Source organism: Acidaminococcus sp. BV3L6, from assembly GCF_000468835.1.
Classification (GTDB): Bacteria; Bacillota; Negativicutes; order Acidaminococcales; family Acidaminococcaceae; genus Acidaminococcus; species Acidaminococcus intestini.
In genome coordinates this window covers 59,969-86,422 of record NZ_AWUR01000004.1, presented here as the reverse complement: position 1 = coordinate 86,422, position 26,454 = coordinate 59,969, and the positions used below count along the sequence as shown (strand labels likewise).

General features: G+C 51.7%; 25 protein-coding genes and 1 tRNA gene. 20 read left to right on the top strand and 6 right to left on the bottom strand.

Annotation, left to right across the window (positions count from 1 at the left end; translation table 11 throughout):
• Nucleotides 1–6: 6 nt before the first annotated feature.
• From HMPREF1246_RS00690 to HMPREF1246_RS00630, 13 genes are all read left to right on the top strand, one after another.
• A complete protein-coding gene (locus HMPREF1246_RS00690) occupies nt 7–1,743 on the top strand; it encodes a response regulator (RefSeq protein ID WP_009015784.1) in 1,737 nt (578 codons plus the stop codon).
• 113 nt (nt 1,744–1,856) lie between these two features.
• Complete coding sequence (locus tag HMPREF1246_RS00685) at nt 1,857–2,690, top strand: deoxyribonuclease IV (RefSeq protein ID WP_021736379.1); 834 nt, start codon at nt 1,857–1,859, stop codon at nt 2,688–2,690.
• A gap of 1 nt (nt 2,691) precedes the next feature.
• Entirely contained in the window at nt 2,692–3,300 is a 609-nt protein-coding gene (gene thiT, locus HMPREF1246_RS00680) for an energy-coupled thiamine transporter ThiT (RefSeq protein WP_021736401.1), read from the top strand.
• 106 nt (nt 3,301–3,406) lie between these two features.
• Nucleotides 3,407–3,481, top strand: a tRNA-Arg gene (locus HMPREF1246_RS00675).
• A gap of 85 nt (nt 3,482–3,566) precedes the next feature.
• Nucleotides 3,567–3,995 carry a thioesterase family protein gene (locus HMPREF1246_RS00670; protein WP_009015781.1) on the top strand — a complete coding sequence of 143 codons (429 nt, stop codon included), beginning with the start codon at nt 3,567–3,569 and terminating at the stop codon, nt 3,993–3,995.
• On the top strand, nt 3,989–4,528 hold the full coding sequence (locus tag HMPREF1246_RS00665) for a hypothetical protein (RefSeq protein WP_021736409.1): 540 nt from the start codon (nt 3,989–3,991) through the stop codon (nt 4,526–4,528). Before HMPREF1246_RS00670 ends, HMPREF1246_RS00665 begins: the two co-directional genes overlap by 7 nt.
• The gene (locus tag HMPREF1246_RS00660; RefSeq protein ID WP_021736404.1) at nt 4,521–5,165 is read left to right on the top strand and encodes a F420-0--gamma-glutamyl ligase; all 645 of its coding nucleotides are present in this window, start codon (nt 4,521–4,523) and stop codon (nt 5,163–5,165) included. Before HMPREF1246_RS00665 ends, HMPREF1246_RS00660 begins: the two co-directional genes overlap by 8 nt.
• A 311-nt stretch (nt 5,166–5,476) precedes the next feature.
• On the top strand, nt 5,477–6,067 hold the full coding sequence (gene rdgB / locus HMPREF1246_RS00655; protein WP_021736369.1) for an RdgB/HAM1 family non-canonical purine NTP pyrophosphatase: 591 nt from the start codon (nt 5,477–5,479) through the stop codon (nt 6,065–6,067).
• Nucleotides 6,064–6,546, top strand: coding sequence for a metallophosphoesterase (locus HMPREF1246_RS00650; protein WP_021736376.1), 483 nt, complete (start codon nt 6,064–6,066; stop codon nt 6,544–6,546). Before rdgB ends, HMPREF1246_RS00650 begins: the two co-directional genes overlap by 4 nt.
• A 75-nt stretch (nt 6,547–6,621) precedes the next feature.
• The gene (locus tag HMPREF1246_RS00645; RefSeq protein ID WP_021736361.1) at nt 6,622–7,872 is read left to right on the top strand and encodes an NADP-dependent malic enzyme; all 1,251 of its coding nucleotides are present in this window, start codon (nt 6,622–6,624) and stop codon (nt 7,870–7,872) included.
• 107 nt (nt 7,873–7,979) lie between these two features.
• Nucleotides 7,980–8,801, top strand: a complete 822-nt coding sequence (locus HMPREF1246_RS00640; RefSeq protein ID WP_021736389.1) for a MetQ/NlpA family ABC transporter substrate-binding protein — start codon at nt 7,980–7,982, stop codon at nt 8,799–8,801.
• Between the two features lie 196 nt (nt 8,802–8,997).
• A complete protein-coding gene (locus tag HMPREF1246_RS00635) occupies nt 8,998–10,038 on the top strand; it encodes a 3-deoxy-7-phosphoheptulonate synthase (protein ID WP_009016172.1) in 1,041 nt (346 codons plus the stop codon).
• 17 nt (nt 10,039–10,055) lie between these two features.
• Nucleotides 10,056–10,469: an amino acid-binding protein gene (locus tag HMPREF1246_RS00630; RefSeq protein ID WP_014128768.1), complete on the top strand. Its 414-nt coding sequence runs from the start codon at nt 10,056–10,058 to the stop codon at nt 10,467–10,469.
• Nucleotides 10,470–11,092: 623 nt separating this feature from the next.
• Here HMPREF1246_RS00630 and HMPREF1246_RS00620 read toward each other — a convergent pair.
• Nucleotides 11,093–12,442, bottom strand: a complete 1,350-nt coding sequence (locus tag HMPREF1246_RS00620) for an MATE family efflux transporter (RefSeq protein WP_021736395.1) — start codon at nt 12,440–12,442, stop codon at nt 11,093–11,095.
• A gap of 244 nt (nt 12,443–12,686) precedes the next feature.
• On the opposite strand from HMPREF1246_RS00620, the gene HMPREF1246_RS00615 reads away from it, so the two are divergent.
• The 7 genes from HMPREF1246_RS00615 to HMPREF1246_RS00585 all read left to right on the top strand — a co-directional run bounded on the left by HMPREF1246_RS00615 (nt 12,687) and on the right by HMPREF1246_RS00585 (nt 20,823).
• Nucleotides 12,687–13,913: a class I SAM-dependent rRNA methyltransferase gene (locus HMPREF1246_RS00615; protein WP_021736372.1), complete on the top strand. Its 1,227-nt coding sequence runs from the start codon at nt 12,687–12,689 to the stop codon at nt 13,911–13,913.
• Nucleotides 13,914–13,931: 18 nt separating this feature from the next.
• A complete protein-coding gene (locus HMPREF1246_RS00610) occupies nt 13,932–14,261 on the top strand; it encodes a hypothetical protein (RefSeq protein WP_009016168.1) in 330 nt (109 codons plus the stop codon).
• A gap of 85 nt (nt 14,262–14,346) precedes the next feature.
• Nucleotides 14,347–15,756 (top strand): magnesium transporter, encoded by a 1,410-nt coding sequence (gene mgtE / locus HMPREF1246_RS00605; RefSeq protein ID WP_009016167.1) that lies wholly within the window; start codon nt 14,347–14,349, stop codon nt 15,754–15,756.
• Nucleotides 15,757–15,775: 19 nt separating this feature from the next.
• On the top strand, nt 15,776–18,529 hold the full coding sequence (locus tag HMPREF1246_RS00600; protein ID WP_009016166.1) for a calcium-translocating P-type ATPase, PMCA-type: 2,754 nt from the start codon (nt 15,776–15,778) through the stop codon (nt 18,527–18,529).
• Between the two features lie 148 nt (nt 18,530–18,677).
• The gene (locus tag HMPREF1246_RS00595) at nt 18,678–18,875 is read left to right on the top strand and encodes a hypothetical protein (RefSeq protein ID WP_016459623.1); all 198 of its coding nucleotides are present in this window, start codon (nt 18,678–18,680) and stop codon (nt 18,873–18,875) included.
• 102 nt (nt 18,876–18,977) lie between these two features.
• Nucleotides 18,978–19,682: a response regulator transcription factor gene (locus tag HMPREF1246_RS00590; protein ID WP_021736373.1), complete on the top strand. Its 705-nt coding sequence runs from the start codon at nt 18,978–18,980 to the stop codon at nt 19,680–19,682.
• Complete coding sequence (locus tag HMPREF1246_RS00585) at nt 19,672–20,823, top strand: ATP-binding protein (protein WP_009016164.1); 1,152 nt, start codon at nt 19,672–19,674, stop codon at nt 20,821–20,823. The genes HMPREF1246_RS00590 and HMPREF1246_RS00585 overlap by 11 nt, the downstream gene beginning before the upstream one ends.
• Before the next feature lie 48 nt (nt 20,824–20,871).
• On the opposite strand, the gene HMPREF1246_RS00580 is transcribed toward HMPREF1246_RS00585, so the two are convergent.
• The 5 genes from HMPREF1246_RS00580 to thiW all read right to left on the bottom strand — a co-directional run bounded on the left by HMPREF1246_RS00580 (nt 20,872) and on the right by thiW (nt 26,333).
• Entirely contained in the window at nt 20,872–21,261 is a 390-nt protein-coding gene (locus HMPREF1246_RS00580) for a MarR family transcriptional regulator (RefSeq protein WP_009016163.1), read from the bottom strand.
• Between the two features lie 4 nt (nt 21,262–21,265).
• Entirely contained in the window at nt 21,266–22,138 is an 873-nt protein-coding gene (gene hchA / locus HMPREF1246_RS00575) for a glyoxalase III HchA (protein WP_009016162.1), read from the bottom strand.
• 131 nt (nt 22,139–22,269) lie between these two features.
• Nucleotides 22,270–24,543: an AAA family ATPase gene (locus tag HMPREF1246_RS00570; protein ID WP_021736371.1), complete on the bottom strand. Its 2,274-nt coding sequence runs from the start codon at nt 24,541–24,543 to the stop codon at nt 22,270–22,272.
• Nucleotides 24,543–25,682 carry an exonuclease SbcCD subunit D gene (locus HMPREF1246_RS00565; protein ID WP_021736364.1) on the bottom strand — a complete coding sequence of 380 codons (1,140 nt, stop codon included), beginning with the start codon at nt 25,680–25,682 and terminating at the stop codon, nt 24,543–24,545. Before HMPREF1246_RS00565 ends, HMPREF1246_RS00570 begins: the two co-directional genes overlap by 1 nt.
• A gap of 159 nt (nt 25,683–25,841) precedes the next feature.
• Nucleotides 25,842–26,333, bottom strand: coding sequence for an energy coupling factor transporter S component ThiW (gene thiW, locus HMPREF1246_RS00560; RefSeq protein ID WP_009016159.1), 492 nt, complete (start codon nt 26,331–26,333; stop codon nt 25,842–25,844).
• Between the last annotated feature and the right edge of the window lie 121 nt (nt 26,334–26,454).

Below are 26,454 nucleotides of genomic sequence, written 5' to 3'. Positions count from 1 at the left end.
GTCGTTATGAATCTCATCAAATCTTGGCTGGAATCGCTTTCCGCCATCCTTCCTGCAGAAGCGTCCGCGTCTGTGTTCCTTGAACGTAATGCCGGTCATCTTCTCGTGGCCGCGGTGGTCCTCATTGCCTTTTTTGCACTCCTTTACTTTTTTCGGACCCGGCAGGTCCGCAGGGAACGGAAGGCACGCTATCGGATTAGTCGTCTCATTGGCTATTTTGTGGAAACCTATGACCGGGTAGCCGAGCTTGATCTTAACCATCATACAGCTTATTGCTATGAAGATGAGGGGGAAAAAGTTACGGTCAAGGCTGTACCCATTGATTCAGTGGATGCCATTTTTGGCGAGCTCCATCCCAGCGACCAGCTGAAATACACGAAGGAAGTGCTCCAGACAAATCTGGAACGGACGCGCAAGACCTGTTCCTCTTATGAATTCATGGCCCGCGTCAAGGACGGGGATGGCACCTATCATTGGGCCAGCTTCCTGCTTCAGGGCGTGAAAAAAGGGCGCAGCCATCATCGGGACGTACTCTTCCTGCGCCGCCGCATCGATGATCAGAAGAGCCTTGAAATGGAGCGCCGTGCCCAGCTGCATTCGGCTATGAGCCAAGCCCGTGATGATGCAGAAACAAAAGGTAAGTTCATGAGCCGCATCAGCCGCGACACGCGGGAAGCCCTCAATTCCATCATGGGCTACCTGACCCTTGCCGGCGAAGAAGACAATGTGGACCAGCGCCGAGCTTACGTGAAAGGAAGTCAGGATCAGGTCCGCTATCTCCTTTCGGTCCTGAACGACGTCATTGACCTTTCCGCCATGGAAAATGGCACCCTGTCGCTTAAAAGCGAACCCTTTGAACTCGATGGGGTCCTCAGCCGCATTGAGTCGCTCTTTAGTCAGGAAGCGCAGCGCCGCCAGATTGAATTTACCATGGAAACAGACGGCGTAAAGCACCTGTCCCTTGATGGTGACCGGGTCCGTTTCGAGCAGGTCATGATGAACCTATTGGCCAATGCCATGCTCTTTACAGGCGAGCATCATCAGCTGCGCTGTGAGATTCGTCGGCGGGAACAGAAAAAACGCAAAGTGATCCTGGAAGTGGTCGTCACCTGTGAAGGAAAGCGTATCCCTGAGGACCTCATGGATAAGGTCTTCCTGCCCTTTGAAATGGTTTCCCAGCTGGAAGAACGGTCCAGCTTCCACGGCGGTCTGGGCCTCGTCGTGACCCATAACCTTGTCCACATCCTGGGTGGGCTCATCAAGGCTGACAACCAAAGCGGCGAGGGTATCCGCTTTACCATGGAACTGCCCTTTACGTATCACCAGCTTCCGGAAAGTGATAAAAAGCTTATGCCCCTTGCGGGAAAACGCCTCCTTGCTGCTGATGACAACGACCTGAGCATGGAAGTCCTGGAAAAGCTCCTGACCAACACGGGCATCCTCGTGGAACGGGCCCACGATGGGCGGGAAGCCTGTGAGATGTTTGGCAAGAGTCCCGAAGGCTATTATGCAGCCATTTTGATGGACCTTGATATGCCCGGTGTCGATGGCTGCGAAGCGGCAAGCCTCATCCGCATGGCTGACCACAAGGATGCCAAGACCATTCCTATCTTGGCTCTTACAGAAAACATCCTTTCCGAAGACGTGGCAGAGGCCCTTTCAAGCGGCATGAACGGTCAGATCCGGAAACCCCTTGAAAAGGAAAACCTGCTCCATACCTTAACCACCTTCATCGAAAAGTAAATACACAGCCGAGCGCGGCCCCATTGAAATGGGCCCGCGCTTTAGTGTACAATGGGGCCGATGAGCGGCCTTTGCCGTTTGTCATGCCAGAAACTGAAAGGAGATCTTTCTTTATGTTACATATTGGCTGCCATCTTTCCTCTTCCAAAGGCTTTGCGGCCATGGGGGAGACGGCCCGCGGTATCAAGGCAGATACCTTTGCTTTTTTTACCCGCAATCCCCGCGGCAGCAAGGCCAAGGCCTTTGATCCCAAGGATGCGGATCTTTTCAAAAAGGCATGGGCCCCTTATGGGACAGTTCCCCTTGTGGCCCATGCACCCTATACCTTAAATCCCTGCTCTACGAAGGAAGAAGTGCGTCAGTTTGCCCTTGAAACCATTGCCGATGACCTTCATAAACTGGAGGCCCTGCCGGGAAATTATTACAACATGCACCCAGGAAACCACCTGGGACAGGGCGCGGAAATCGGTATTGAACTCATTGCGGCCTGCCTCAATCGCGTCCTTTATGAAAAACAGCAGACGACGCTGCTTCTTGAGACCATGGCTGGCAAGGGTACGGAAGTGGGGCGCAGCTTTGAGGAAATCCGCGCCATCTTGGAACGTATTGCACTTCAGGATAAGGTCGGCGTTTGCCTTGATACCTGCCACATCTGGGATGCGGGCTATGATATTGTCTCTGACCTTGATGGTGTTATCCGCGAATTTGACCGCGTCATTGGCCTGTCCCGGCTGAAAGCCATCCATCTGAACGATAGCAAGAATCCCTTAGGTGCCCATAAGGATCGGCATGAAAAAATCGGCGAAGGCATGATCGGACAGGTTGCCCTTTCCCGCGTCGTCCGCCATCCTTCCTTAGCGGGCCTGCCCTTTATCCTTGAAACACCGAATGAACTTTCGGGCTATGCCCACGAAATTGACATGATGCGGCAGGAGGCAGTAAAGTAAGATGGAACTTTTGACGCAGCTCATGAAGGTGCCGAGTGCAGCCCTTTGCCTTTTTGCCCTTTTTTTCCTGCTGGTAGCGCTCCTAAAGATTAAACAGGTGCGGCTGTCTGTATCCATGGCGGCAAGTAGTGGCCTTATGCTTGCCATGGCTGTGATCCTTACGGCCTTTCCATTTTACCGCATGCCGAATGGCGGATCAGTTACGCTTGGCGGCATGCTGCCCCTTTTTTTCATAAGCTTTGCCTATGGACCGGAAGTGGGCATGCTGGCAGGTTTTGCCTACAGTCTCATGAACCTTGTGATGGCGCCATATATCCTGCATCCTGTTCAGGTCCTTTTCGACTATCCCCTGCCTTTTATGGCCTTGGGTCTTGCAGGCTGTTTCCCTCGGCACCACATGGCAGGCATCACGGCCGCCGTGGCGGTACGGCTTTTTTTCCATTTTCTTTCGGGCGTGGTCTTTTTTGGCAGTTACGCTCCGGCAGGCACTTCGATCTATCTCTATTCCTTTTTGACCAACCTGACCTATCTTTTGCCAAACCTTGTAATCTGTCTTGTTTTTTACCGGCTCCTTCCCGTGGAGCGCTTCCTTTCCCTCATGAAACGGTAAGAGGCGGGAGAGAGACTATTTTACAAAAACTTTTTTGGAGCTAAAGCGAAAAGAATTTGATAAAGCCCATCATTTATGCTATAATAGCCTCCGTCAGACATGACATACGCCTGTAGCTCAGTGGATAGAGCAACGGCCTCCGGAGCCGTGTGCGGCGGTTCGATTCCGCCCAGGCGTACCATATTGGATTTGACCCCATGAATCGCCACAGCGTTTTATGGGGATTTCTGTTGTTTTACGTGTTCCAGGGTAAAGGAGATGACACGATGGTATCTTTCTCACTCAAGGTCCGGTTCTATGAAACCGACCTCATGGGTGTTGTTCACCATGCCAATTACCTGCGCTGGTTTGAAATGGGACGGGTGGAATATTTGCGGCAGGCGGGCATTGACCTCAATGAGATGATGGGGGAAGGGTTCATGGTTCCTATTGTCGATGTGAATTGCCGCTATCGTCAGTCGGCCCGTTTTGATGATGAAGTCATTATTGAAACTGTCCTTGAAAAACTCAGCAAAGTAAAGCTCAGCTTTTCCTATCGGGCCCTGCGTGCCAAGGATGGCGTGCTCCTTGCCGAAGGAAAGACCACAAACGGCATCACGACGGCCGAAGGAAAGGTTGCGCGGCTGAGTGATTCCTATATGGAACGTTTGAATAAAATGCTGGAAGAAGAAAGGGAGACGAGAAAGGAATGCTGAATTTTATTTATCTCATCCTGGGCCTGTGCGTCCTGGGAGCTTTGGTCATGACGGTCTACGCGTTTTTGAAACCGACGGACGATACTCACGTCTGCATCGATGAACGGTCGGCCTTGAAACTCGAGAAAATCGAAACAGATCGCGCTGTCTTTAGTTTCACCGTACCTATGCGGAACACGAGCAACCAGATTGCAGCCATTACGGATGCGTTTGTGCGTCCTTATCTGCCGCGGGAACAGTTCCCCGATGCCATGTGCTGGGGCCGATTGGAACTTGATACGGCCCGCCGCGATGATAACTATTTTGAAGCGGTCATCATGAACCCCGGTGTGGAACGGACCCTTGTCGTGACCCTTTTCTTTGAAGCTCGCAATGGAAAGAATATCCGCGATACCCTGCGTCATATGGTCGACATGGATCTTTGCATCTACCTGACTGGTGTGGGCCGCAAAGATCATTACGTCCGCAAGGCTTTTGAAACGATCTATGCGGAAGATGTCAAGAAATTGGTTGGAGGTGCTTACCATGGCTGAGAAATATGAAATCCTTCCTGTGCCGACCCGTATCCTGACGGTCCATGATAATATCGTCGATGCCATCAAGGAATTTGGCGGTTCTATGATTGGCCCCCGCGATGTGGTCTGCGTGGCGGAAAGTGTCGTGGCTATTACCCAAAATCGGGCCATCCGTCCGGAAACGCTGAAGATTGGCTTTGCGGCCAAAGTCTTTTCCCAGCTCTTTCCTGGTTATGGCAGCATTTCTAACTGGAGTGCCATGCAGAGCCTTATCAATGAAGAAGGCACGCTGCGCATCACCTTTGCCGTCGTTGCCGGCTTCTTCATGAAACTTATCGGCAAGGCTGGCTGGTTCTACCGCCTAGGCGGGGAACAGGCCCGTCTCGTCGATGATATTACAGGAACTATGCCACCGTATGACAAGCACATTGTCTTGGGTCCGAAACATGCTTCCAAAGTGGCGGAAAGCATCAAACGCGGTTTGGGCTGCTTTGGCGCAGCTGTAGCTGACGTCAACGACCTCAAGCGTTCCTGCGTTTTGGGCGCAACCAAAGGCGTCGATCCCCGTCTTGTGGAAAAGATCCTCATCGACAACCCCTTCGGCAACGCCAGCCAGAAGACTCCTATCTGCATCATCAAGAACTTCATCCGCTAATGGATAGCCCCCGCTTTGGCGGGGGTTTTGTTTTTTACTCGGCCCCTTTCTTTTGACTCGGCGCATTTTGTGCGCCAAATAAAAAGGGAAAGGTGAGGGCAGTTTGGCGCCGCGCCTTTGAGTCTGCTCAAGGCCTTTTCTTTACGCAAAGGCCTTACACACTGCCTCAACCCAGCCCACTTTCTGGGGCTGAGTCAACATTATTGAAAAAGCGTACCAGCGGACACCCTTTCTTCCCCTCCTTCTTAATTTGTTGTCAATCCCCCCAAAACCAGTTACAATATAACGTATAGAAAGTGGGTGAACCATACATGCAACAAGTCGTTATTGCGACCCATAACCAAGGCAAGATGGAAGAATTCAAGGTTCTTCTTGAAGCCTTGGGACTTAATTTTTGCTGTCTCAATGATTTCCCGGATATCCCCGAACCGGAAGAAACAGGGAAGACTTTTGCCGCCAATGCACGCCTGAAGGCTACATACTACGCCAAAGCAACAGGCCGGATGTGCCTGGCTGATGATTCCGGACTTGAGGTCCTAAGCCTCAAGGGTGCACCCGGTGTCCGTTCTGCCCGGTATGCAGGCGAAGAGGCCACGGACGAGGAAAACAACGAACTCCTCCTTGCTAACATGAAGATGCAGGTTCGTCGCAACTGCCGTTTTTTCTGTGCCCTTGCCGTTGCAAGTCCCGAAGGCAAGATTGTCGTTGAATCAAGCGGCATCTGTGATGGTATCCTGCTCCATGAGCCCCATGGCACCAATGGCTTTGGCTACGATCCGCTTTTTTGGTCGACGGAGCTCCATAAACCGTTGGGAGAAGCTACTATGGAAGAAAAAAACGGCATCAGTCACCGCGCTAAAGCGGCAAAAAAACTTGTCAGCCAATGGAGAAAGATGAAATGAGGATTGGAGTCATCAGTGATACCCATGGCGTCAAAAAGGCCATGGACCGCGTCATCCTTGATGCGGGAAAGGTCGATCTCTGGCTTCATGCCGGTGATTACAGTCAGGACGCACCTTATCTGGAAGCAAAGACCGGCGTACCTGTCTATGCTGTCTGCGGCAACTGCGACGTCTATGAGGACCGGGGTCCTGTGGAACTTGTCACAAAACTTGAAGGAACGACTCTTGCCATGGTGCATGGCAACCGCTATGTATCCCGTTCCCGCTGGGACAATCTCATTTACTGGGGACAGGAAAAAAACGCCCAGGTTGTTGTCTTTGGCCATATTCACACCCCTGTCAATGAAGTGATTGACAGAATCCTTGTCATCAACCCCGGCAGTGCAGCCAAACCGCGGGGCGATGTGCCGACCTATGGTATCTTAACCCTCGAAAAGGGCAGAGCCCCCTTCTTTGAAGTGCGGGAACTTGCCAAATAACTACTGAACCAGAAAGGACCTTGGGTCCTTTCGCTGTAAAAGGCCCTAGGCCTCTTGGAAAAGGAGGAATCCCTTATGGCAGATACGGAAAAAATCAATGCCGAAGCCCTGGCGCTTCACAAGAAATTCCATGGAAAGCTGGAAGTGCGCTGCAAGGCGCCCCTTGAAAATGGCCATGACCTTGCCCTTGCCTATACGCCGGGCGTTGCCGAGCCGTGCCGCAAGATCAAGGAAAACCCTGACCTTTCCTTTGAGTACACCTGCCGGGGCAATATGGTCGCCGTCATCAGTGATGGCACCCGTGTCCTGGGGCTGGGGGACATCGGTCCGGAGGCGGCCATGCCTGTCATGGAAGGCAAGTCGGTCCTTTATAAGAAATTTGGCGATATTGATTCTATCCCCATCTGTATCGATACCAAAGATCCGGAAGAATTTGTGAACATTGTCACAAAACTCCAGCCTTCTTTTGGCGGCATCAACTTGGAAGACATTGCTTCACCAAAATGCTACTGGATTGAAAATGAACTCATCAAACGCTGCTCCATCCCGGTTTTCCATGATGACCAGCACGGAACCGCCATCATTGCCTGCGCTGCCGTCCTTGGCGCCTTGCGCTTTGCCAAAAAGGACATTACAAAGGTCAAGGTTGTGGTGAACGGCTGCGGCGCCGCAGGTTCTGCCATTGGCAAACTGCTCTATCGCTTGGGCGTAACAGACCTGACGATGATCGATATTGACGGTGCGGTCTACGAGGGCCGTCCCGGGGACATGGACATGGCAACAAAGTATCTGGCAAGCGTCACCAATAAGGCCCACTATAAAGGAAACCTTGCCGGGGCCGCCAAGGGTGCGGATGTCCTTATCGGTGTATCGGGACCGCGTCTTTTCACGAAGGATATCATGGAAAGTATGGCTCCCAAGGCGGTTGTCTTCGCCCTTGCAAATCCCGTTCCTGAAACGACCTATGAAGAAGCCAAAGTTGCCGGCGTACTTGTGGCGGGAACGGGCCGCAGCGATGCTCCGAACCAAGTCAATAATGTCTGCGTCTTCCCTGGTATTTTCCGCGGGGCCCTCGCTGTCCGCGCCTCTGCCATTACGGAAGAGATGAAGGTGGCTGCCGTTCATGCCATTGCCGGCCTCATTCCTGAGGATGAACTGCGCGAGGACTACGTTGTCCCCGGAGCGTTTGACCGCCGTATTGTACCGGCTATTGCCGGCGCTGTGGCAAAAGTGGCCATGAGTGCGGGCATTGCCCGCCTGAAACGGGAAGTGCAGGATATCGAGAAGGAAGCGGCTGAACGAGTTCTCCATAACTGGAATGCATAACAAGACATAACTTATATGTATTTGTGCCTTTTCATGCATAACGGTATAATCACATCATAATGCAGACAAAGCCCCAGACGGGGACCACTGAAAGGATGTTGATGACAATGAAGAAAACAGTTTGGGCCCTCGCTGGCCTCCTCGCCCTCGGCGCACTTGTTGCCGGATGCAGCGGTGAAAAGAAAGAAGCAGCCCAAAGCAGTGACAAGAAAGTCGTGCTGAAAGTCGGTGCCACGCCGGTTCCGCACGCGGAAATCCTAAATGAGATCAAACCGCTCCTTGCCAAGGATGGCATCGATCTCCAGATTATTGAATTTACGGATTACGTCAAGCCGAACCTCAGCTTGAACGACAAGGAAATTGACGCCAACTTCTTCCAGCATGAACCCTATCTGAAGAAGTTTGCTGCTGACCGTAAGCTTGACCTGGTGAACCTTGTTGCCGTTCATATCGAACCGATGGGGGTCTATTCCAAGAAACTGAAAGACATCAAGAGCGTTCCCGACGGGGCCAAAGTCGCAATCCCGAATGATCCGACCAACGGCGGCCGTGCCCTCAATATCCTTGCTAAAGCAGGCCTCATCAAACTAAAGGATGGCGTCGGCATTTCGGCAACGGTCGGGGATATCGTGGAAAATCCGAAGAACCTCAAGATCACCGAAGCAGAAGCTGCGATGCTGCCCCGCACCTTGGATGATGTGGACCTTGCCGTCATCAATTCCAACTTCGCAATGGAAGCTAAGCTGAATCCGACGAAGGATGCCCTATTCATCGAACCGAAGGATTCACCTTACGCCAATATCGTCGCCGTTCGAAAGGGCGATGAAAACCGCAAGGAAATTCAGGCCCTGAAAAAAGCCTTGACGAGCCCGGAAGTCAAGAAATTCATTGAAGAAAAGTATAAAGGCGCTGTGATCCCGGCTTTCTAAGACCGAGTGGAGGCCTTATCGTATAAAAGAGTGAACCCTCATTGCGGAACCTTTCCGCAGTGGGGGTGACTTTTTTGGAACAATGGTTACATTCTCGGGTCGGAAAGTGGGGGACAACAACCTCTTAGGGACAGATTCATGAATCTTTTTCATAGATATGGTATAATACGTCCAACTTTTTTCAGGGAGGCTTTCTATGGAACTTGAAATGGAGTTCATCCGTAAATTGCCGTCACCTCAGGAGCTTAAAATGGAGCACCCTGTGGATCCGGGCCTTTATCAGATCAAAACGCGTCGGGATCAGGAAATCCGGGACATCCTGACAGGAAAGGATGCCCGGTTCCTTCTCATCATTGGACCTTGTTCTGCTGATAACGAAGACGCGGTCACCGAGTACTGCACGCGCCTTGCCCGCGTCCAAGAAGAAGTCAAGGAGACGCTTTTCCTCATTCCCCGCGTCTATACCAATAAACCGCGCACCATTGGTGTTGGCTATAAAGGTATGCTTCATCAGCCCGATCCCCACGGTGGGGAGGACATGCTCAAGGGGATTCTTGCCTGCCGCAAGATGCATGAACGGGTTATTCGGGAAACGGGCTTTACTTGTGCCGAGGAAATCCTTTACCCGGAAAATCATCGCTATCTGTCGGACCTGATTTCCTATGCTGCCATTGGGGCCCGTTCTGTCGAAGATCAGCTGCATCGCATGATTGCAAGCGGTGTGGGCATTCCTGTGGGGATGAAGAATCCTACCAGTGGAGACATCTCCGTTATGCTCAATTCCATTGCGGCGGCCCAGCATGAGCAGCAGTTCCTTTTCCGAGGCTGGGAAGTGCGGACCAAGGGCAATCCGCTCGCTCACGCTATCCTGCGCGGCTATGTGGACCAGTTTGGCCGGAGTCTGCCCAACTATCATTACGAAGACCTGGTCCGTCTCCATGAATCCTATGGAAAGCGGGGCCTTTCCCATCCAGCGGTCATTATCGATGCCAACCATGCCAATTCAGGGAAAAAATACCTGGAACAGGTTCGCATTGCAAATGATGTTCTATACAGCCGCCATATGAATCCGGATCTTCGAAAGCTGGTCAAAGGAATCATGATTGAAAGCTATTTGGAAGATGGCAGTCAGTCCATTGAAGAAGGTGTCTACGGGAAATCCATCACCGATCCCTGCCTGGGCTGGGAAAAGACGGAAGCCCTCATCAAGGAACTGGCCGGCCGCGTCCAAGGCTGAGAGGGGAGCGTATATTCATGCTGAAACAAATCTCTATTTTTGCCGCCAATGCCAAGGGTGCCTTGGGCAGGATGACGGACGAATTGGCAAAAGGTAGGATCAATATCTATACCATGTTGGCAACAGACAGTGCGGAATTTGGCATTGTTCGCATCATCGTAGATGATGCGAATAAGGCCAAGGACCTGCTTACCAAGGCCGGCTATCAGTGCCGCATTGATTTTGTCATTGCTGTCGATATGGCCTCTGATGCCCCTGGAACCTTGAACAAGATCTTAGACAGCCTCAACCAGGCCAATGTCAATATCCGCTATCTTTATATCTCCTTTGACCGCAAGACATCGAATCCTATTGTGGTGATGCAGACCGATGAAGCAGAAACGGAAACGTTCCTCATGGGGAAGGGCTATAAACTGGTAGACCGCTTCTAAGTAAAAGTAAAAGCAGGTTGGAAAGAAAGGAGGCTGCCTTTCTTTCCAGCCTGCTTTTTGTTGGGCCTTACCCTTCAAGGCCGTTGCCTTTTTCCATTTACCATTTTCAAATATGGTTCCAGATTGGCCCAGATGCTAGGAAAAACGCGAAGCAGGCTGATGACGTCGTACAAGATTTGGGTACTTCTAGGAAGCCTGCCGCGTTTGACAATGCAGATGGATCGATATGGGCCATAGGCGAAAAAGGTTTCCTGGATCATCCGAAAAAATTTCAAGAAGTGGCTTGCTCGCCGAAGGCATCTTTCGGGCGACTTTAATATGAGATTGTGGTAGGTAATTTCTTGCGAATCGTCATGCCATCCTTGCTCTCAAAAGAATCATTTCTCAAGCAAGGATGGCAAGTAACTGCATTTACTCGGCGCGATTTCTGCAGCGACTAAAAAAAGGGAAGGTTAGGAAAGAAAGCGCCCAGGCGATAGCTATCCCCAACCGTGAAGGGCACTGTTGTACGAGAGGCCATGAGCCCATTGCTTCAGATTAATCTTTCTCAAAGCAATGGACATACGTACTTCATCAAATCAGCTTGTTTTTTGGGCTGAGTAAAATAAAGAAAAAAAGGCCCCTTACCGCGGCCGATGTTTCCAGAACAAATAGAAGTAAGCCACTTCAAGAAGGCAGCAGGTCATCCAGCCCACGGGGTAGCCAAAACCCATGGTAAGAGGCGTATTGCTGATAAAGCGGCTCATGACAAAAAGGTAAATCTGGCGGATGAGGACAAAGGAAAAGAGCATGATGACCATTGGCGCAACTGAATCCCCGCGGCCGCGGAGGGCGCCGGCAAGGACCTGGTTCACGCAGTTAAAGAGCATGAAAAAGAGGTTCACGTGGATAAAATCGACTCCCGACAGGATTACGCCTTCGTCGCTTGTAAAAAGGCGCAGGGCCGTATCGGCAAAGAGCACGAGAAGAGTTGTTATGACGCCAACGATGCCAAGACTCAGGATAATGGAAGAAACGGTGCCTTCATCGGCTCTCTTGTCTTTTTGGGCACCGACGTTTTGAGCCACAAAGGTGGTGGAGGCCATGGCCATGGACTGGACGGGGAGCATGACGAACTGGTCAATCTTGTTGTAGCAGCCCCATCCGGCCATGATGGTGGGACCAAAAAAGTTGATATAGGACTGGACAAAAATGTTGGAAAAAGAGGTGATGACGCTTTGAATGGCGGCGGGAAGGCCTACACAGAAAATTTCCTTAAGAATGCCCCAATCAAGGCAGAGGTCCCCAAGACGGAAACAGTAGATGTCATCCGTACGGATAAGGACCGCCATGGTCGCCGCGGCCGAAATGAATTGGGCAAGAATGGTTGCATAGGCAACGCCGGCAATGCCCATATGGAACTGGAGCACGAAAATAAGATCCAAGATGATGTTGAGGACGCTTGTGAGGACCAGGAAATAAAGGGGTCGTTTCGTATCTCCCACGGCGCGGAGAACGCCGCTTCCCATGTTATAAAGGAGCAGGCCTGTCACACCGGCAAAGTAGATTCTCAGATACAGGGAGGCTTCCCCAAAAACGTCGGGTGGTGTTTTCATGAAGCGGAGCATAAAATCATTGGCAGAAAGAAAGAAGGCCGTAAACAGCAGGCAGAGCAAAAAGGTCGCTGCCATGGTCGTTTCTACGGCACGGTGGAGCTTTTTATGGTCGCCGGCACCAAAATATTTCCCGATGATGACGGTGGCTCCGATGGAAAATCCATTAAAGAAGAAGACCGACATATTTGTGACCATCGTTGTGGAGCTGACGGCTGCCAGGGCGTTTGTCCCGACGAAGTTTCCCACTACAATGGAGTCAACCGTATTGTAGAGCATTTGAAAGATGTTGCCCACCATCAAGGGGAGGGCAAATTCAAGAAGCAGTTTGGGAATGCTGCCCTGGGTCATATCTTTTGTCATTGTTTTTGCTTGAGCCATTGCGGGAATCGCCTGCCTTTAACGTAAAAAATACAGAATCATTCTTCTATTATATCTGATATGTCCACGTGACTGCAAATGGAGGGACGCTTTCTTTTTTCCTTAGATTCAGGGAACTTTTCAAAGCGGGCAGGGACAGTCTTTTCTTTTATGGGGCCATGTTTTTACGAGATTTTTATTTAATCCCTCCGATTCATATGTTACAATAAGGAAGTAATTCAAGAAAAACGAAGGATAGAAAGCCATGCGCAATTTCATTCAGATTACAATCACCAAAAAAGGCGAAAATCGGGCCCGTATGGGTCATCCGTGGGTCTTTGAGGGAGAAGTCCTCAAGGAATCGGAGAAACCGGAAAATGGCAGTCTTGTCGATGTTGTCAGTGAAAAAGGCAAATACATCGGCACAGGTTTTTACAATGACCATTCCAAGATCAGGGTCCGCCTCCTTTCCTATAATGCCAATGACCGCTTTGACGAGGCCTTTTTTGAGCGCCGCGTTCGGTATGCCGTGGACTATCGCAAGACCGTTATGCCCGGTGCGGATTTTGCCTGCTGCCGCCTGATCTTTGGCGAAGCCGATGGCTTTCCTGGGTTGACGGTGGACCGCTTTGACGACGTCCTTGTCGCCCAGGTCCTGTCCCTTGGGATGGAACGCCATAAAAACCAGATCTTTTCCCTTCTCCTGCGCGTGCTGCGGGAAATGGGCGAGCGCGTCAAAGGTGTCTATGAACGCAATGATGTCAAGATCCGTGAGCTGGAAGGTATGAGCGAAAACAAGGGAATTGCCCAGATTCCGGAAAATGAACTGACGGAAGCTGACCTGATGCCCATCATTGTTGAAAATGGCCTTTCCTATATGGTTGACGTGGTCAATGGACAGAAAACTGGATTTTTCCTTGACCAAAAATATAACCGTCAGGCCGTAGCCCGTATTGCCAAAGGTAAGCATGTCCTTGACTGTTTTACCCATACAGGGGCTTTCGCCCTGAATGCAGCCCGCGGCGGCGCCGCTTCTGTAACGGCTGTCGATATTTCCGGTGAGGCCCTGAAGACGGCCCAGCAAAATATCCTACGGAATCATTTGGTGGATGTCGTAACGACCCGGGAAGCCAATGTCTTTGAGCTATTGACGGAACTCAAGGCGCAGGGCCATGCTCCCTATGATTTCATCATCCTTGATCCGCCGGCCTTTACGAAGTCAAGTTCCACTGTGCGCAGTGCGTTCCGCGGTTATAAGGAAATCAACCTCAAGGCCATGAAACTCTTGCCTCGAGGTGGGTATCTGGCAACCTGTTCGTGTTCTCACTTCATGGAAGATGCCCTTTTTGTGAAGATGCTTCATGAAGCGGCCCGCGATGCCCAGGTGAGCCTGCGCCAAATCGAGGCCCGTCAACAGGCCCCGGATCATCCTATTTTGTATAATGTGCCCGAAACGGACTATCTTAAATTCTACCTATTTCAGGTTGTCTAGGAAAGAAGGAAAAACGCGATGAAACAACGTATGATCATGGCGCTTACTGCACTTTTTACCGTCATGGGAAGCACATTCCTTCCCCGGCTTGAAGCAGCGGCACTGACAACGGAGCAGCGCTACCACCAGTCCCGCATTGTCATGATGACGACCCAGGATAATGCCGTACTCCTTGCCGAACCTAACAAGGACGCCCTCGTGATGGGGTATTATCCTAAAGGCACGCTTTTTGTGCCCATCAATCAGAGCCGCAATGAAACCGAAGGTAAGACCTATAATCTTGTCATTCGCTTTGACGGGGCCGTGGGGTGGCTCGTGTCAGATACCGTGGTTCTAGGAAAACGCTGAGATCCCCTAGGGGAAAGCCGTACTGGACGGCAGAGGGAAAGACATTTTCCCAGCAGAATACCGAGGAAAGGGAGGCACTTCAGGGATGGAGAAGCATGAAGAAATGGGTTCAGAAGTCGCGGCTCAGAATGAAGCCAATCAGGAACTTTTGGAAGAGCAAGTGGAAAACGACCTTACGACAGCCCTTGACCGCAAGGATCGTGACGCGGTAACAACCTTATTGGAGGAAGCCCACCCTATAGACGTTGCCATTGCCCTTGAAGAGGTCTCTGACAGCGACATCCTCTTTTTAAACAGTTTGGTCACGGCTGAGCAGCTGGCCGAAATCGTGGAACAGGCAGAAGAGGATTTGCAGATACGGATCATGAAGCTCCTTGACCTGGACCGCATCCTCGCTGTCTTCCAGTTCATGTCAAAGGACGATATTGTCGATATCCTGGGCAATATGCCCGTCAACCGCCGTAAGGAACTGTTGAAGCTCATGAAAAGCGGTGACCAAACGGTCATCAGGAACCTCCTCGGTTACTCGGAAACGAGCGCTGGAGGGATCATGACGACGGAATTCATTTCCATGCGCAATACACTGACGGTGAGCCAGGCGCTGGAAAAAGTTAAGGAAATCGCCCCCAAAACGGAAGAAATCAATATCCTTTATATTACCAACGAGAAGAAACAGCTCGTTGGAACCGTTTCACTGCGGGAACTGCTTGTTGCCCAAAACTATGATACCCTGCAGGACATCATGGAAGACAATGTCATTTCCGTTGAACCGGAAACGGACCAGGAAGACGTTGCCAGACTCGTCTCAAAATACGACCTGCACGCCATTCCGGTTGTCAATAAACGGATGGGCATCATCGGCATCATCACCGTTGATGATATCATCGATGTCATTGAAGAAGAAAATACGGAAGACATGCTCAAATTGGGCGGTGTCAACAAGGAAGAAGATGTGGACAGTTCTGCCCTGGAATCGGTCCATATGCGGCTGCCCTGGCTCCTTGTCAATCTCGTGACGGCCTTTTTGGCGTCCGCCACGGTTTCCATGTTTGAAGATACCATTTCTCAAGTCGTGGCCCTTGCCGCTTCCATGCCCATTGTAGCCGGTATGGGCGGAAACGCGGCTACCCAGACCCTGGCTGTGGTCATTCGCGGCATTGCCATTGGGGACATCAAGCTTCATGGCAATGAAAAACGCATCCTGAAAAGCATTTTCGTGGGCTTTATGAATGGTATGGTCTGTGGCATCCTTGCGGCCTTTGTTGTTTCCTACATGTATGGCAATCCTTATTTGGGCGTCATCATCCTTGTGGCCATGGTGGCCAACATGATGATTGCGGCTTTTGTTGGCTTTGTCATCCCAGTGGTCCTTAAAGCCTGTCATGCCGATCCCGCTGTTGCCTCGAGCATTTTCATCACGACCTTTACGGATGTGTGCGGCTTCTTCATCTTCTTGGGACTTGCCAAGATCTCCCTGCCTTACCTCATCCGGTAGGAATCCTTTGCTAAGACCGATGGAACGATTTATCCATCGGCCTTTTCGTTTTTGTATAGAATTTGTAAACTCTTTTTCTGAATTTCCCCGTTATTCCTTGAAACATGATATAATCAAACAATATAAAGAAAGGAGCGATGCTGCCTTGTCGCAAAAGTATGGTCTGACCACTCAGGAAGCAGAAGCCTCGCGTGCCCAGTATGGACGCAATGAACTGTCCCGTCCTCCCAAGGAGACATTCTGGCAAAAGTTTGCCGCTAACCTCAAAGATCCCATGATCCGGATCCTCACGGCCGCCCTTGTCATCAATATCATCTTTGTCTATACGGGACATGGAGACTGGCTGGAAACGGTGGGAATCTTTCTTGCCATCCTTCTGGCGACTCTTGTCAGCACCTATTCGGAATATGCCAACGAAAACGCCTTTCAGAAACTCCAGGAAGAAGCCTCTCGGATTTTCTGCAAGGTCTATCGGGATGGGGAGCCCCAGGAAGTAGGCATTGCCGATATCGTAAAGGGAGACGCCATCATCCTCCAGGCGGGTGATAAGGTCCCTGCCGATGGGGTCATGCTCGCCGGCACCCTCAAGGTGGACCAGTCCGTCCTCAACGGGGAAAGTGAAGAAGCTCCTAAGATTCCGGGGAATCCTTCCCTTATCCTTGACCCGGAAAAAGTCGATTTTCTCCAGACCTATGCCGTCTACCGCGGTTCCGTCGTCCTTGAGGGTGAAGGCATTATGCGGGCTGACTGCATTGGGGATCTGTCCGTTTATGGAAAACTGACACAGGAACTCAAGGACAATGAACGGGAAAGCCCGCTCAAGCACAAACTGCGCATCCTGGCTGCCGTCATCAGCCGCATCGGGTATCTGGGCGGGGTCTTCATTGCCCTTGCCGTCATGATCCATAAGATGTTGCAGGCCCCGAGTCTTGGCGCGTACCTCACAAGCGGCGGCGCCCTCGTCCAGGATTTGGTTCAGGCCGTCATCCTCGGTGTCATCATCATCGTCATGGCTGTTCCTGAAGGGCTTCCCCTTATGGTCGCCCTTGTTTCGAGCCTCAACATGCGCAAGATGCTCAGGGATAATGTCCTTGTCCGCAAACTTGTAGGAATCGAAACGGCGGGCAGCCTGAACCTGCTTTTTACAGATAAGACAGGAACCATTACCAAGGGAAAACTGACTGTTGTCACGTTTCTTGCCGGCGATGGCACGGTCTACACAGAATTTACGGCTCTTCCGGAAATGCTCCGCAAGGCCACTTATGCCAACTGTGTCATCAATACGTCAGCTGCTGTGAACGAAGAGGGCAAGATCATTGGCGGGAACATGACGGAAACGGCCCTGAGCGCTTATATGGAAGGCTATAAGACGGATCTTGGTGTGACACGGACCCATTTTGTACCTTTTAACAGTACCAATAAATATTCCTGGGCCCATGTGACGGGGACCTATGATCTGTGCCTTGTCAAAGGGGCTCCGGAAAAACTCCTTCCCGCCGCTGACCAGTACCTTGACGCAGAAGGAAAGAAAGCCGTCCTTACGGGGGACATGAAAAAGTCCCTTGATGAAACCATGGTGGGCTATGCCAAGGACTCCATCCGCATGTTGGGACTTTTCATCCGTGAAGGGGCGATTGCCGGTGAAAAGGTCCCTCAAAACGGGCTGATTCTTGTCGGCATCGTCGGTATCCGTGATGATGTCCGCCCAGAAGCCGTAAAGGCCATCAAGGAAGTCCAACGCGCCGGTGTCCAGGTTGTCATGATTACCGGTGACCGCCGGGAAACGGCCATGGCCATTGCCCGCGATGCAGGCATTCTGAAGGAAGATACCGATATTGTCTGGACCAGTGATGATCTTTCCCGCCTTTCTGACCAACAGGTGCGGGAATCCCTTCGCCATCTACGTGTTGTGGCCCGAGCTCTTCCGATGGATAAATCCCGCCTTGTCCGGATTGGGCAGGAAATGGGACTTGTCGTGGGGATGACCGGAGACGGTGTCAACGATTCGCCGGCCCTTAAAAAAGCCGATGTGGGCTTTGCCATGGGCAGCGGCACGGAAGTTGCCAAGGAAGCCGGCGATATTGTGATCCTTGATGATAACTTCTTATCCATCAAGCAGGCCATTCTTTACGGACGGACCATTTACAACTCCATCTGCCGCTTCATTGTCTTCCAACTGAGCATCAATTTCTCGGCTGTAGCCATCAACCTGCTGGCGCCTTTCTTAGGAATTGAAAAGCCGCTGACCATCATCCAGATCCTGTGGATCAACCTCATCATGGATACCTTGGCAGCCCTTGCTTTTGGCGGCGAGCCTGCCCTTGACCGGTATTTGGAGGAAGCACCAAAGGAGCGGAGTGCGCCCATTGTCAGCTCGTCCATGCTGACGAAGATCATCCTGGGCGGGGCTTACACGACTCTTCTCAGTCTGATGCTGTTCTTGTGGGGGCCCTTGAAGGATCTTTTCCGGCCCCATGCAGAAGCACTGCCCCTTTATACGGGATTTTTCTGCACCTATGTGTTCCTTGCCGTCATGAACGCGTTCAATGTGCGTGTTGATTCTGTCAATCTTTTCGATCACCTCACAAAGAATCGGGGCTTCATCGAAATCAATGCCATGATCATCGTCATTCAGGTCATCATGACCTATGTAGGCGGCCGCGTACTGCGGGTCGTACCGCTTACCTTAGGGGAGTGGGGGACTGTCCTTCTTCTTTCTTTGTCCATCCTCGTTGTGGGGACGCTCTTTAAGGTTATTGCCCAAAATCATTAAGGCCGGGGGCCATGGGAAAATGAGGACGTCGTTTTTTCATGGCCCTTTCTTTTGATTGATCCATCTTGACATTATCTTCACATTTTCTCCACCCCTTGATCAAGGACATCTGCTACAATATAGGAGAAGCAGAAAGGAGATGGAAGCGATGAAAAAAATTATGATTCTGGCCCTCTTGACCCTATTTGCCATTCCGACCTACAGTGTCCTTGCTGCAGAAAGCCCAGCGTCTAACAACACGGCGCAGACTGATCGCGCTCCCTATTGTTGGGGTGGGTATCGTGGTGGCAATGGAAACTATGGCGGCTGCCCGGGCTGGCAGTACCAGAACCAAAATAACAACTGATCCCTTTGGGAATCGACCCTTCTCTCTAGGCTTACGAGGGAAGGGTCATTTTCTTTTTTTCCATCCTATGCTATCATTACAGGCACTGAAGGAGGTGGCACGATGCCTGCAAATTCCATACTCATTGCTGATGATGATGAGAAGCTTCTCAGCGTCCTTCTTTCCTATTTCAAGGACGAGCAGTTTACTGTCTATCTGGCCCGCGATGGGGCGGAAGCCCTCAAGCGCCTCAAGGAAGATCATCCCGATATCATGGTCCTTGACATCATGATGCCCGGAATCGATGGCTTTGAAGTCTGCCGCAGGGCGCGGCAATTTACAGATATTCCTATCATTTTCCTTTCTGCCAAGGACGATGAAGCCGATCGGCTCGTTGGGCTCCATTTGGGGGCTGATGATTATGTGGTAAAACCTTTTCATGTACGGGAACTGATTGCCCGCGTAAAAAGCTTTCTCCGGCGCCGCCGCGGGGAAGTCCTCAGCCAGGTCGCTTCCTACGAGATCCGGGACCTATTCATTGATAAGGAACGTTTTGAAGTACGCCGGAAAAAGGCGTGGATTTCCCTTACCCCAACGGAATTCAGCCTGCTTGATATCCTTGCCTCTGCACCGGATCGTGTCTTTAGCCGCATGCAGCTCTTGGAAAAGGCCATGGGCGGCGCCTATTACGAAGGTGCGGAACGGACCATTGATACCCATATCCGGAACCTCAGAAAGAAGCTGGAACCGGATCCGTCCCAACCAATCTATATTGTGACCGTTTACGGAGTTGGCTATAAATTCCAGGGAGCGCGCCATGAAGCATAAAAACAGCCTTGCTTTTCGTTTGACCGTCATGGTCCTTGTCTTGCTCCTTGTGACCATTGGGGCCATGATGTTTCTTACAAAGTTCCAGATGGATGCCCATTTTTCCCAATACCTATATAATTCATCCCATATGATGGGGCAAGCAAGAGGCATGCACGGCATGATGCATGGACCGGCTGAAACTGTCTATCTGTCTTCCGTCCATAGCAGCCTTTTTTGGCTGGGCTTTGGCATGGCCCTGTTAAGTGCCTTGATCTGCTTTCTCATGGTGCGGGAAGCCCTGCGTCCTCTTAAGGACCTTACGCAGGCGGCTCGATCCATCAAGAAAGGCCGCTATGACCAGCACGTTCCGGTTTATTTTTATGACGAAGTCGGGCTTCTTACGGAGACTTTCAATGAAATGGCCCGCGCCCTCGATGAAGCGGAAAAAGGAAGACGGCAGCTTTTTGCAAATATGGCGCATGAACTGCGGACCCCCCTTGCTATCATCAGCAGCAATCTTGAAGGCATGATTGACGATGTGTTTCCCCTTGACAAGAAACGTCTTCTTTCCATGGAAGACGAAGCCCTGCGCATGGGGCGCCTGATCCAGAACCTGCGGGACCTATCCCTTGCCGAAGTGGGGCAACTGGAGCTCCATAAGGAAAAAGGAGACCTAGTCGTGCTCATCAAAAAAGCCGTCGCCATGATGGCACCCCTTTTTGAAGAAAAAAAGCTGTCCGTGACCCTGTCCCTTGAAGATTCTCTTCCGGATCTTCTGTTTGACCGGGACCGCATGAACCAGGTCATCTATAACTTATTGGGCAACGCTGTGCGTTATGTCCCACAGGGGCGCGCCCTCTTTATTTCCGCAGTTAGCCAGATGGATGGGAAAAACGCCTATCTCCTTACGGAAATCCGGGATACGGGGGACGGCGTTCCGCCCGATAAGCTGCTGCACCTTTTCCAGTATTTCTACCGCGGTGAAACCTCGAGGAACCGCCAGAGCGGCGGCAGCGGCATCGGCCTTGCCCTGGCCCGTCAGCTAGTCCAAAGCCATGGCGGAAAACTCTGGGCCGAAAGCAAGGTGGGGGAAGGGACAAGCTTCTTCTTTACCCTCCCCGTAACAACTGACAACGCACACCCTACAATTCAAAACTAGCAGTAAAAGGGCCCTGCCAAGAGATGATTCCCGGCAGGGCCCTTTGAATCATGATTTTTTGAGGGCTGTAAGGTCCGCATCGTAGCGCTTAAGAACGGGGTCAATGGCCTTTAGGAAAATGGCAAGACGTTTTGTCCCAAGAGGCGTCAGATGGATGAAGGTGGACCGCTTATCTGTCTTACAGGTGGTGCGCATAATGACGCCGCAGGAGTGCTCAAACTGCTGGAGCATGCGGCTTGTGGCGCTGGGACTGAGTCCGACTTTCTGGGAAAGGTCCTGGATGGCAAGGGCCTTATCCTCACTTTTACTTAAAAAGTAGAGGGTGTAGAATTCGTTGAGGCTTACACTGTGCTCACACTCAAGAAGGGTTTTTTCAAGGGCTTTCTTGATTTCTTCATGGCGGCAGCGGAAGCTAAGCCAATCTGCTAACGTTGCCATAGCTTTATGCCTTCATGCGGATGACCAGCTCTTTTGCTGCCACAAGACCGAGCTTATTGGCAGCAAGGGGACTGTCACCGGTGATTACATTGCGGTCCACATGGACGGCCCCTGTAATGTCGGAATTGAGGAGATGGACCCCAAGCTTTTCGAGGCTTGCGGCAAGAAGCCAGCGGAGGCACCCCGGCATGTAGCCAATGTCCTGGTTGGCCCCTTCGTCAAGGGCATCGGGGAAGACTTCCATATCAAACCCTTTGAAGAGATAATCTTCCGGTTTTTCATCAATGGCCGCAGCAAGAAAGGCCGCCGGTCCATGGCAGAGGGAAATCAGGACCTTGTTTTCCTTCATGGCCCACAAAAGGACGCGTTTGACGTCGAGGCTGAACGGTAGTCCTACAAGGGCTGCATGGCCGCCTGGAAAGAAGGCTCCGACATAGCAGCTCTCAGGTTTTGTTACTTCGCCAATGATGTCAGACAGGCGTTTAGGTTCCTTGAACTTTGGCAGGATGCTGTCATAGTAGCCCATGACAGCCTTGTCTTCTGTCGGCATGGCCCATTGCTCCAATTTGACCGGATTTCCGGAGAGCGTAGCTACCTCGATTTCAAAACCCGCATGGGCGAGATGCATCATGGGGAGCAGGGTCTCAACAGGATGGTTCCCCGTGGAAAAGAAATTATCCTTTTTCGTAAGGACGTAGCGTTCATCACTTGCGACAACAAGGATTTTTTTGGTGGGCCCTTCATAGGGGGTGATGCCGCCGTATCCCTTGAAATCGGTGACCTTGCTTGTATAGACGCTCAGGGAGTATTCGGAAGGGAAAAAGGCATTGCGTTCTGCCCGGTCAGGAACTGGAAGCTTACTGAGTTCAGTGGTCATAAGAAATTTCTCCTTTAACAATGAATGAATTTTTAAATTGCTTGCACACGCAAATAAATAATACCGAATCATTGTCCTTTTGTCAAGAAAAAAGGGGGAGAGGAGGCCTTTCCCCACCCCCATGAAACGGGCTAGACCCGGAATGAAGCATGGGACCCCATAACCCCGCCCGTGACGATGAGCTGGGCGGGAATCCGTTCCTTGAGCTCTGCCACGTGGGAAATGATGCCGACAAGGCGGCCCCCTTTCTGGAGGTCCATGAGCGTGTTCATGGCTTTGTCTAGGGTTTCCGGATCAAGGGAACCAAAGCCTTCATCGACCAGGATGGTATCCAGATGAAGCCCCCCGGCATAGGACTCAAGGACATCTGAAAGACCAAGGGCAAGGGAAAGGGAGGTGAAGAAGCTTTCCCCGCCTGACAGGGTATGGACTGACCGTGCCTGTCCCGTGTACGCGTCAAGGATTTCCAGGTCGAGTCCCTGCTCCTTCCGGGCATCGTATATGCCTTCCCGGCGATAGAGGGTATAACGGCCTTCACTGATGGACGAAAGGCGCAGGTTGGCTGCCTTGAGAACAGCGTCGAGGATGGATTGGAGAACGTAGGCAGAAAAGGACAGGTTCTCGCTGTTTTGCCCCTTTGCTGTGGCCGCAAGAAGGCCGATAGGACCATAGTCGTCCTGGAGTTTTGCAATTTTTTCTTCAAGGCTTTTCAGGGCATCCCTTTCCTTTTCCTCGCGGGCGATGCGCTCGCCAAGGGCACCTCGTTGTGTTGCCAGGGCTTCATAATAGCTGCGGGCTGCCTTTTCCTTTTCTTCAAATGGCGCCAACAGGGGTTTTTCCTTCCCTCTGATTTCGTTCTGAAGGATCTTCAGTTCCCCTTCCGTGCTGGCTTTCTGCGCTTCAAAACGGGTCACTTCTTCTTGCATGGCCTCTTTTTGGGTAAGGTCATGATGGGCGGCAAGAAAGGCGGGCTGATCGGGGAAAGAAGAGGCTTCAAGAGCCTTTTTGAAGGACTCTTTGTCCTGATTGAGCGCTTGATGGGCTTCCCTTGCGGAACGCTTTGCCGTTTCCAGGCTGCCGGCTGCTTTTTTCAGCGCACCTTGGGCCTTTTCAAGGGCGTCTTGTTCTTTTTTCAGGGCCGCGATTTTTTCTTCAAGATCGTGCTGCTCTTTTTGCAGACGGGCCTTTTCTTCCTGGGTCTGGGTAGCTGGATGGGGATGGGTGAGGGAGCCGCAGACGGGGCATGGTTTCCCCTTTTCAAGACTTCCAGCAAGGCGGACCATTTCGCCTGAAACTGCCCTCATGCGGGCCAGTTCTTCCCGCGCCCGGGCTACTTCTTCTTGGAGCAGGGCCGTATTGGTGCCTGCTGCTTTTTGGGAACGAGCCGTGACTTCTAAAAGGGCGCGCCCATGGTCCTTTTCCGCTTCTTTTTCGAGAGCTTCCGCCTGACGCGCCCGATTGAGGCTTTGCCAGGCCCTGTCATAAGGGGCGTGGAGTTTTTGTGCTTCATCAAGGAGTTTCAGCTTCTTTTTCAGACTTTCGATGGACCCTTCTTTTTTTTCAAGGGCTTTGCGGCGCGCACAGACCGCTTCGTAGGAGGCAAAGAGGACCTGCTGCTTTTTTGCCCCTTCAAGGGCTGCTGTCGCTTTTTTAAGGACGGCATTGGCTTTTGCGGCTTCTTTTTCCTTTTCCTTCAATAGGCGCTTATTTTCGCTGAGCACCTGGACCAGTTCTTCCAGGGACGCGGTTTGGGCCTGTTCCAGCAGATGAGTCTTTTTGGCGGCTGTTTCTTCGTAGTCTTTTTTGAGGGCCTTTGCCCGCGCGTCGAGGGCTTCTTCCAGTTTTCGGTAGGCTTGGGTCTTGAAGAGGGTCTCCAAGATGATGCGGCGCTCTTTGGAATCGGCCATGAGGAAACGGCGGAATTCACCTTGGGGAAGGACCATGAGCTGACGGAACTGGGCCGCCTTGAAGCCTAAGATGGCTTCTACTTCCCTTGTGACGGCGCCGTAGCTTGACGCAAGGAGCGTGCGTTCCCCCTTATCATCGATTTCAACAAGGCAAGCTCCGGCAGGAACGCTCCGCGTTCCTTCGCCGCGCTGTTTTACAAGTTCCTGTTCCGGCGTCCTTGTCACCTCATAGGTGCGATCCTGGTTCGTAAAAACAAGCTGGACCTCGGTTTTTACTTTGGGGGACGCATAGTCGCTCCGTAAGGAGCGGTTTTCCCGCAGGTCGCCGCTGGCGGTTCCATAAAGGGCAAAGGTCATGGCATCAAGGATGGTCGTCTTGCCACTTCCCGTGGGACCGGTGATAAGAAAGAGCTGATGATTCTTAAGGACTGTAAAATCAATGGTTTCCTTGTCCGCATAGGGCCCAAAGGCCTGCATCATGAGTCGTCTTGGTTTCATCAGGCGTTCCTCCCTTCGCGTCGTGTTTCGTCAAGGACCGCGGCAAGGAGGCTTTGTTCCCTGTCATCCATAGACCGTTTCTGAATGGTTTCAAAAAAGTGTTCAAAAAGTTCTACTTCCGTAAGGTTCTTGCGCTGCCTAGCCGGATCTTCTTTCTTTTCTTTGGAAAGTCCTTCATACCCCAGCTGCAGGATATGGGGATAGACGGCTTCCAGGCGGCTTTTGGGGTCAAGGACAGGCGTACTGTCCGTGAGGACGATCTTAAGGTAATTCTCCCTTTCTTCCAGACGGGGATGAGTCAAAAGGTCCTCAAAGCGCCCCTTGAGGACAGAGAGCTCATGAGGGGGCGTGAGTACAAGCGGGGTTGTCGTGACATTTCCTGCTGCGTCCATGTCGACGATGATGACCCCTTTTTTCTGGCTTACTTCAGAAAAGGAATATTTCATGAGGGACCCGCAGTAAAAGGCCCGGTCCGACAGGCGCTGCTGGGCGTGGAGATGGCCCAGGGCCGTATAGTGGAAAGCGTCATATAAGGAAAGGGCAACCGAACTGGAGCCACCGGCAGCAAGGGGCCGCTCCGAGTCAGGGGTGACTTGTGCCCCCGTGACAAAAGTATGGGACAGGGCAATCTTGCGTGACTTCTGCGGGATTGCCGAAAGAATCCCTGCAATCTGCCAGGAAAGAGCAGCTTCATGGGTGGTCTTTTTATCCCCCGACAGCTCCGTCGCCGTAAGGGGCTCGCAGTAGGGAAGTGGGGCCACGTAGATGGGACCTGTTTTGTCGGAAAGGATGACCGGTTTTGGCTTGGCACTTGCAGGCCCTGTGATAAAGAGGTTTTCCGACGCAAACAGGGCCCTGCCAAAATTAAGCCGGTCAGGGTTATCATGATTGCCTGCAATGATGACGGTCGGGATCTTTTCCCCCAGGACGAGTTGGACGAGGATTTCATCAAGGGCGCGTACGGCTTCCGTGGGCGGGACGGAGCGGTCATAGATATCGCCTGCAATGAAGAGGGCATCGATCTTTTCCTCCCTGATGATGCTCATAAGCTCGCCAAGGACCGCCATCTGGTCCTCAAGGAGATGAAGGCCATGAAAGATGCGCCCCAGATGCCAGTCCGATGTGTGGAGAAAACGCATGATACCCATCCTTTCTGTACATGGAAAAAAGAAAAGGGCTGTGAAAAAATGAGCCAATCATCTCTTCGAAGCCCTTTCTTCGTCTGTTGTGGTTTTATGGTTTCATCAATAAAAAGGAACGGCAGCCGCTTGTCCGGGTCGTTATTCTAGGGCCCAAGCTCATTTTTCTAATCTTTTTTTTACGGCCGTCATCAGGGGTGACTTCATGATGAGTCCCGCTAGCAGGGCACCGCCTAAGGCACTCATGCCAAAGGGAATGACAAAAAAGTAAAAGGGCACGGTCTTTCCCATGAGGTAGGTACTCATGAACGAGGCGATGAGCGCGGCAACAAGACCCGTACCGATCATTTCACCCAGAAGGGAAGCCCCCTCTTTTTTTGTGCGGGTAAAGAACATTCCTGCAAGGTACGCCCCGACGATGCTTCCTGGAAAAGCCAGAAGGGAGCCGGTCCCCAATAGATTGCGCAAAAGGGCAATGAGAAAGGCCACAATAGCGGCTTTCTTGGGACCTATCAGGACACCGGCCAGGCAGTTGATAAGGCTCTGCATGGGAAAGCATTTGCTGACGCCGACGGGGATATAGAAAAGACCCGCCGTAAGGGTTCCCAAGGCGACAAAAAACGCGGATAAGGTAAGACAAAAGGATTTCATGGTCATGACCTCTTTTTATGGAATGGAACTGCTTTCCTTAGTATAGCCTACTTTGGGAGGCAAAAAAAGGGGCCCGGCCCGGTTTGTGAAGAAAAAAGGACAAATCATGACGCTTGCCCTT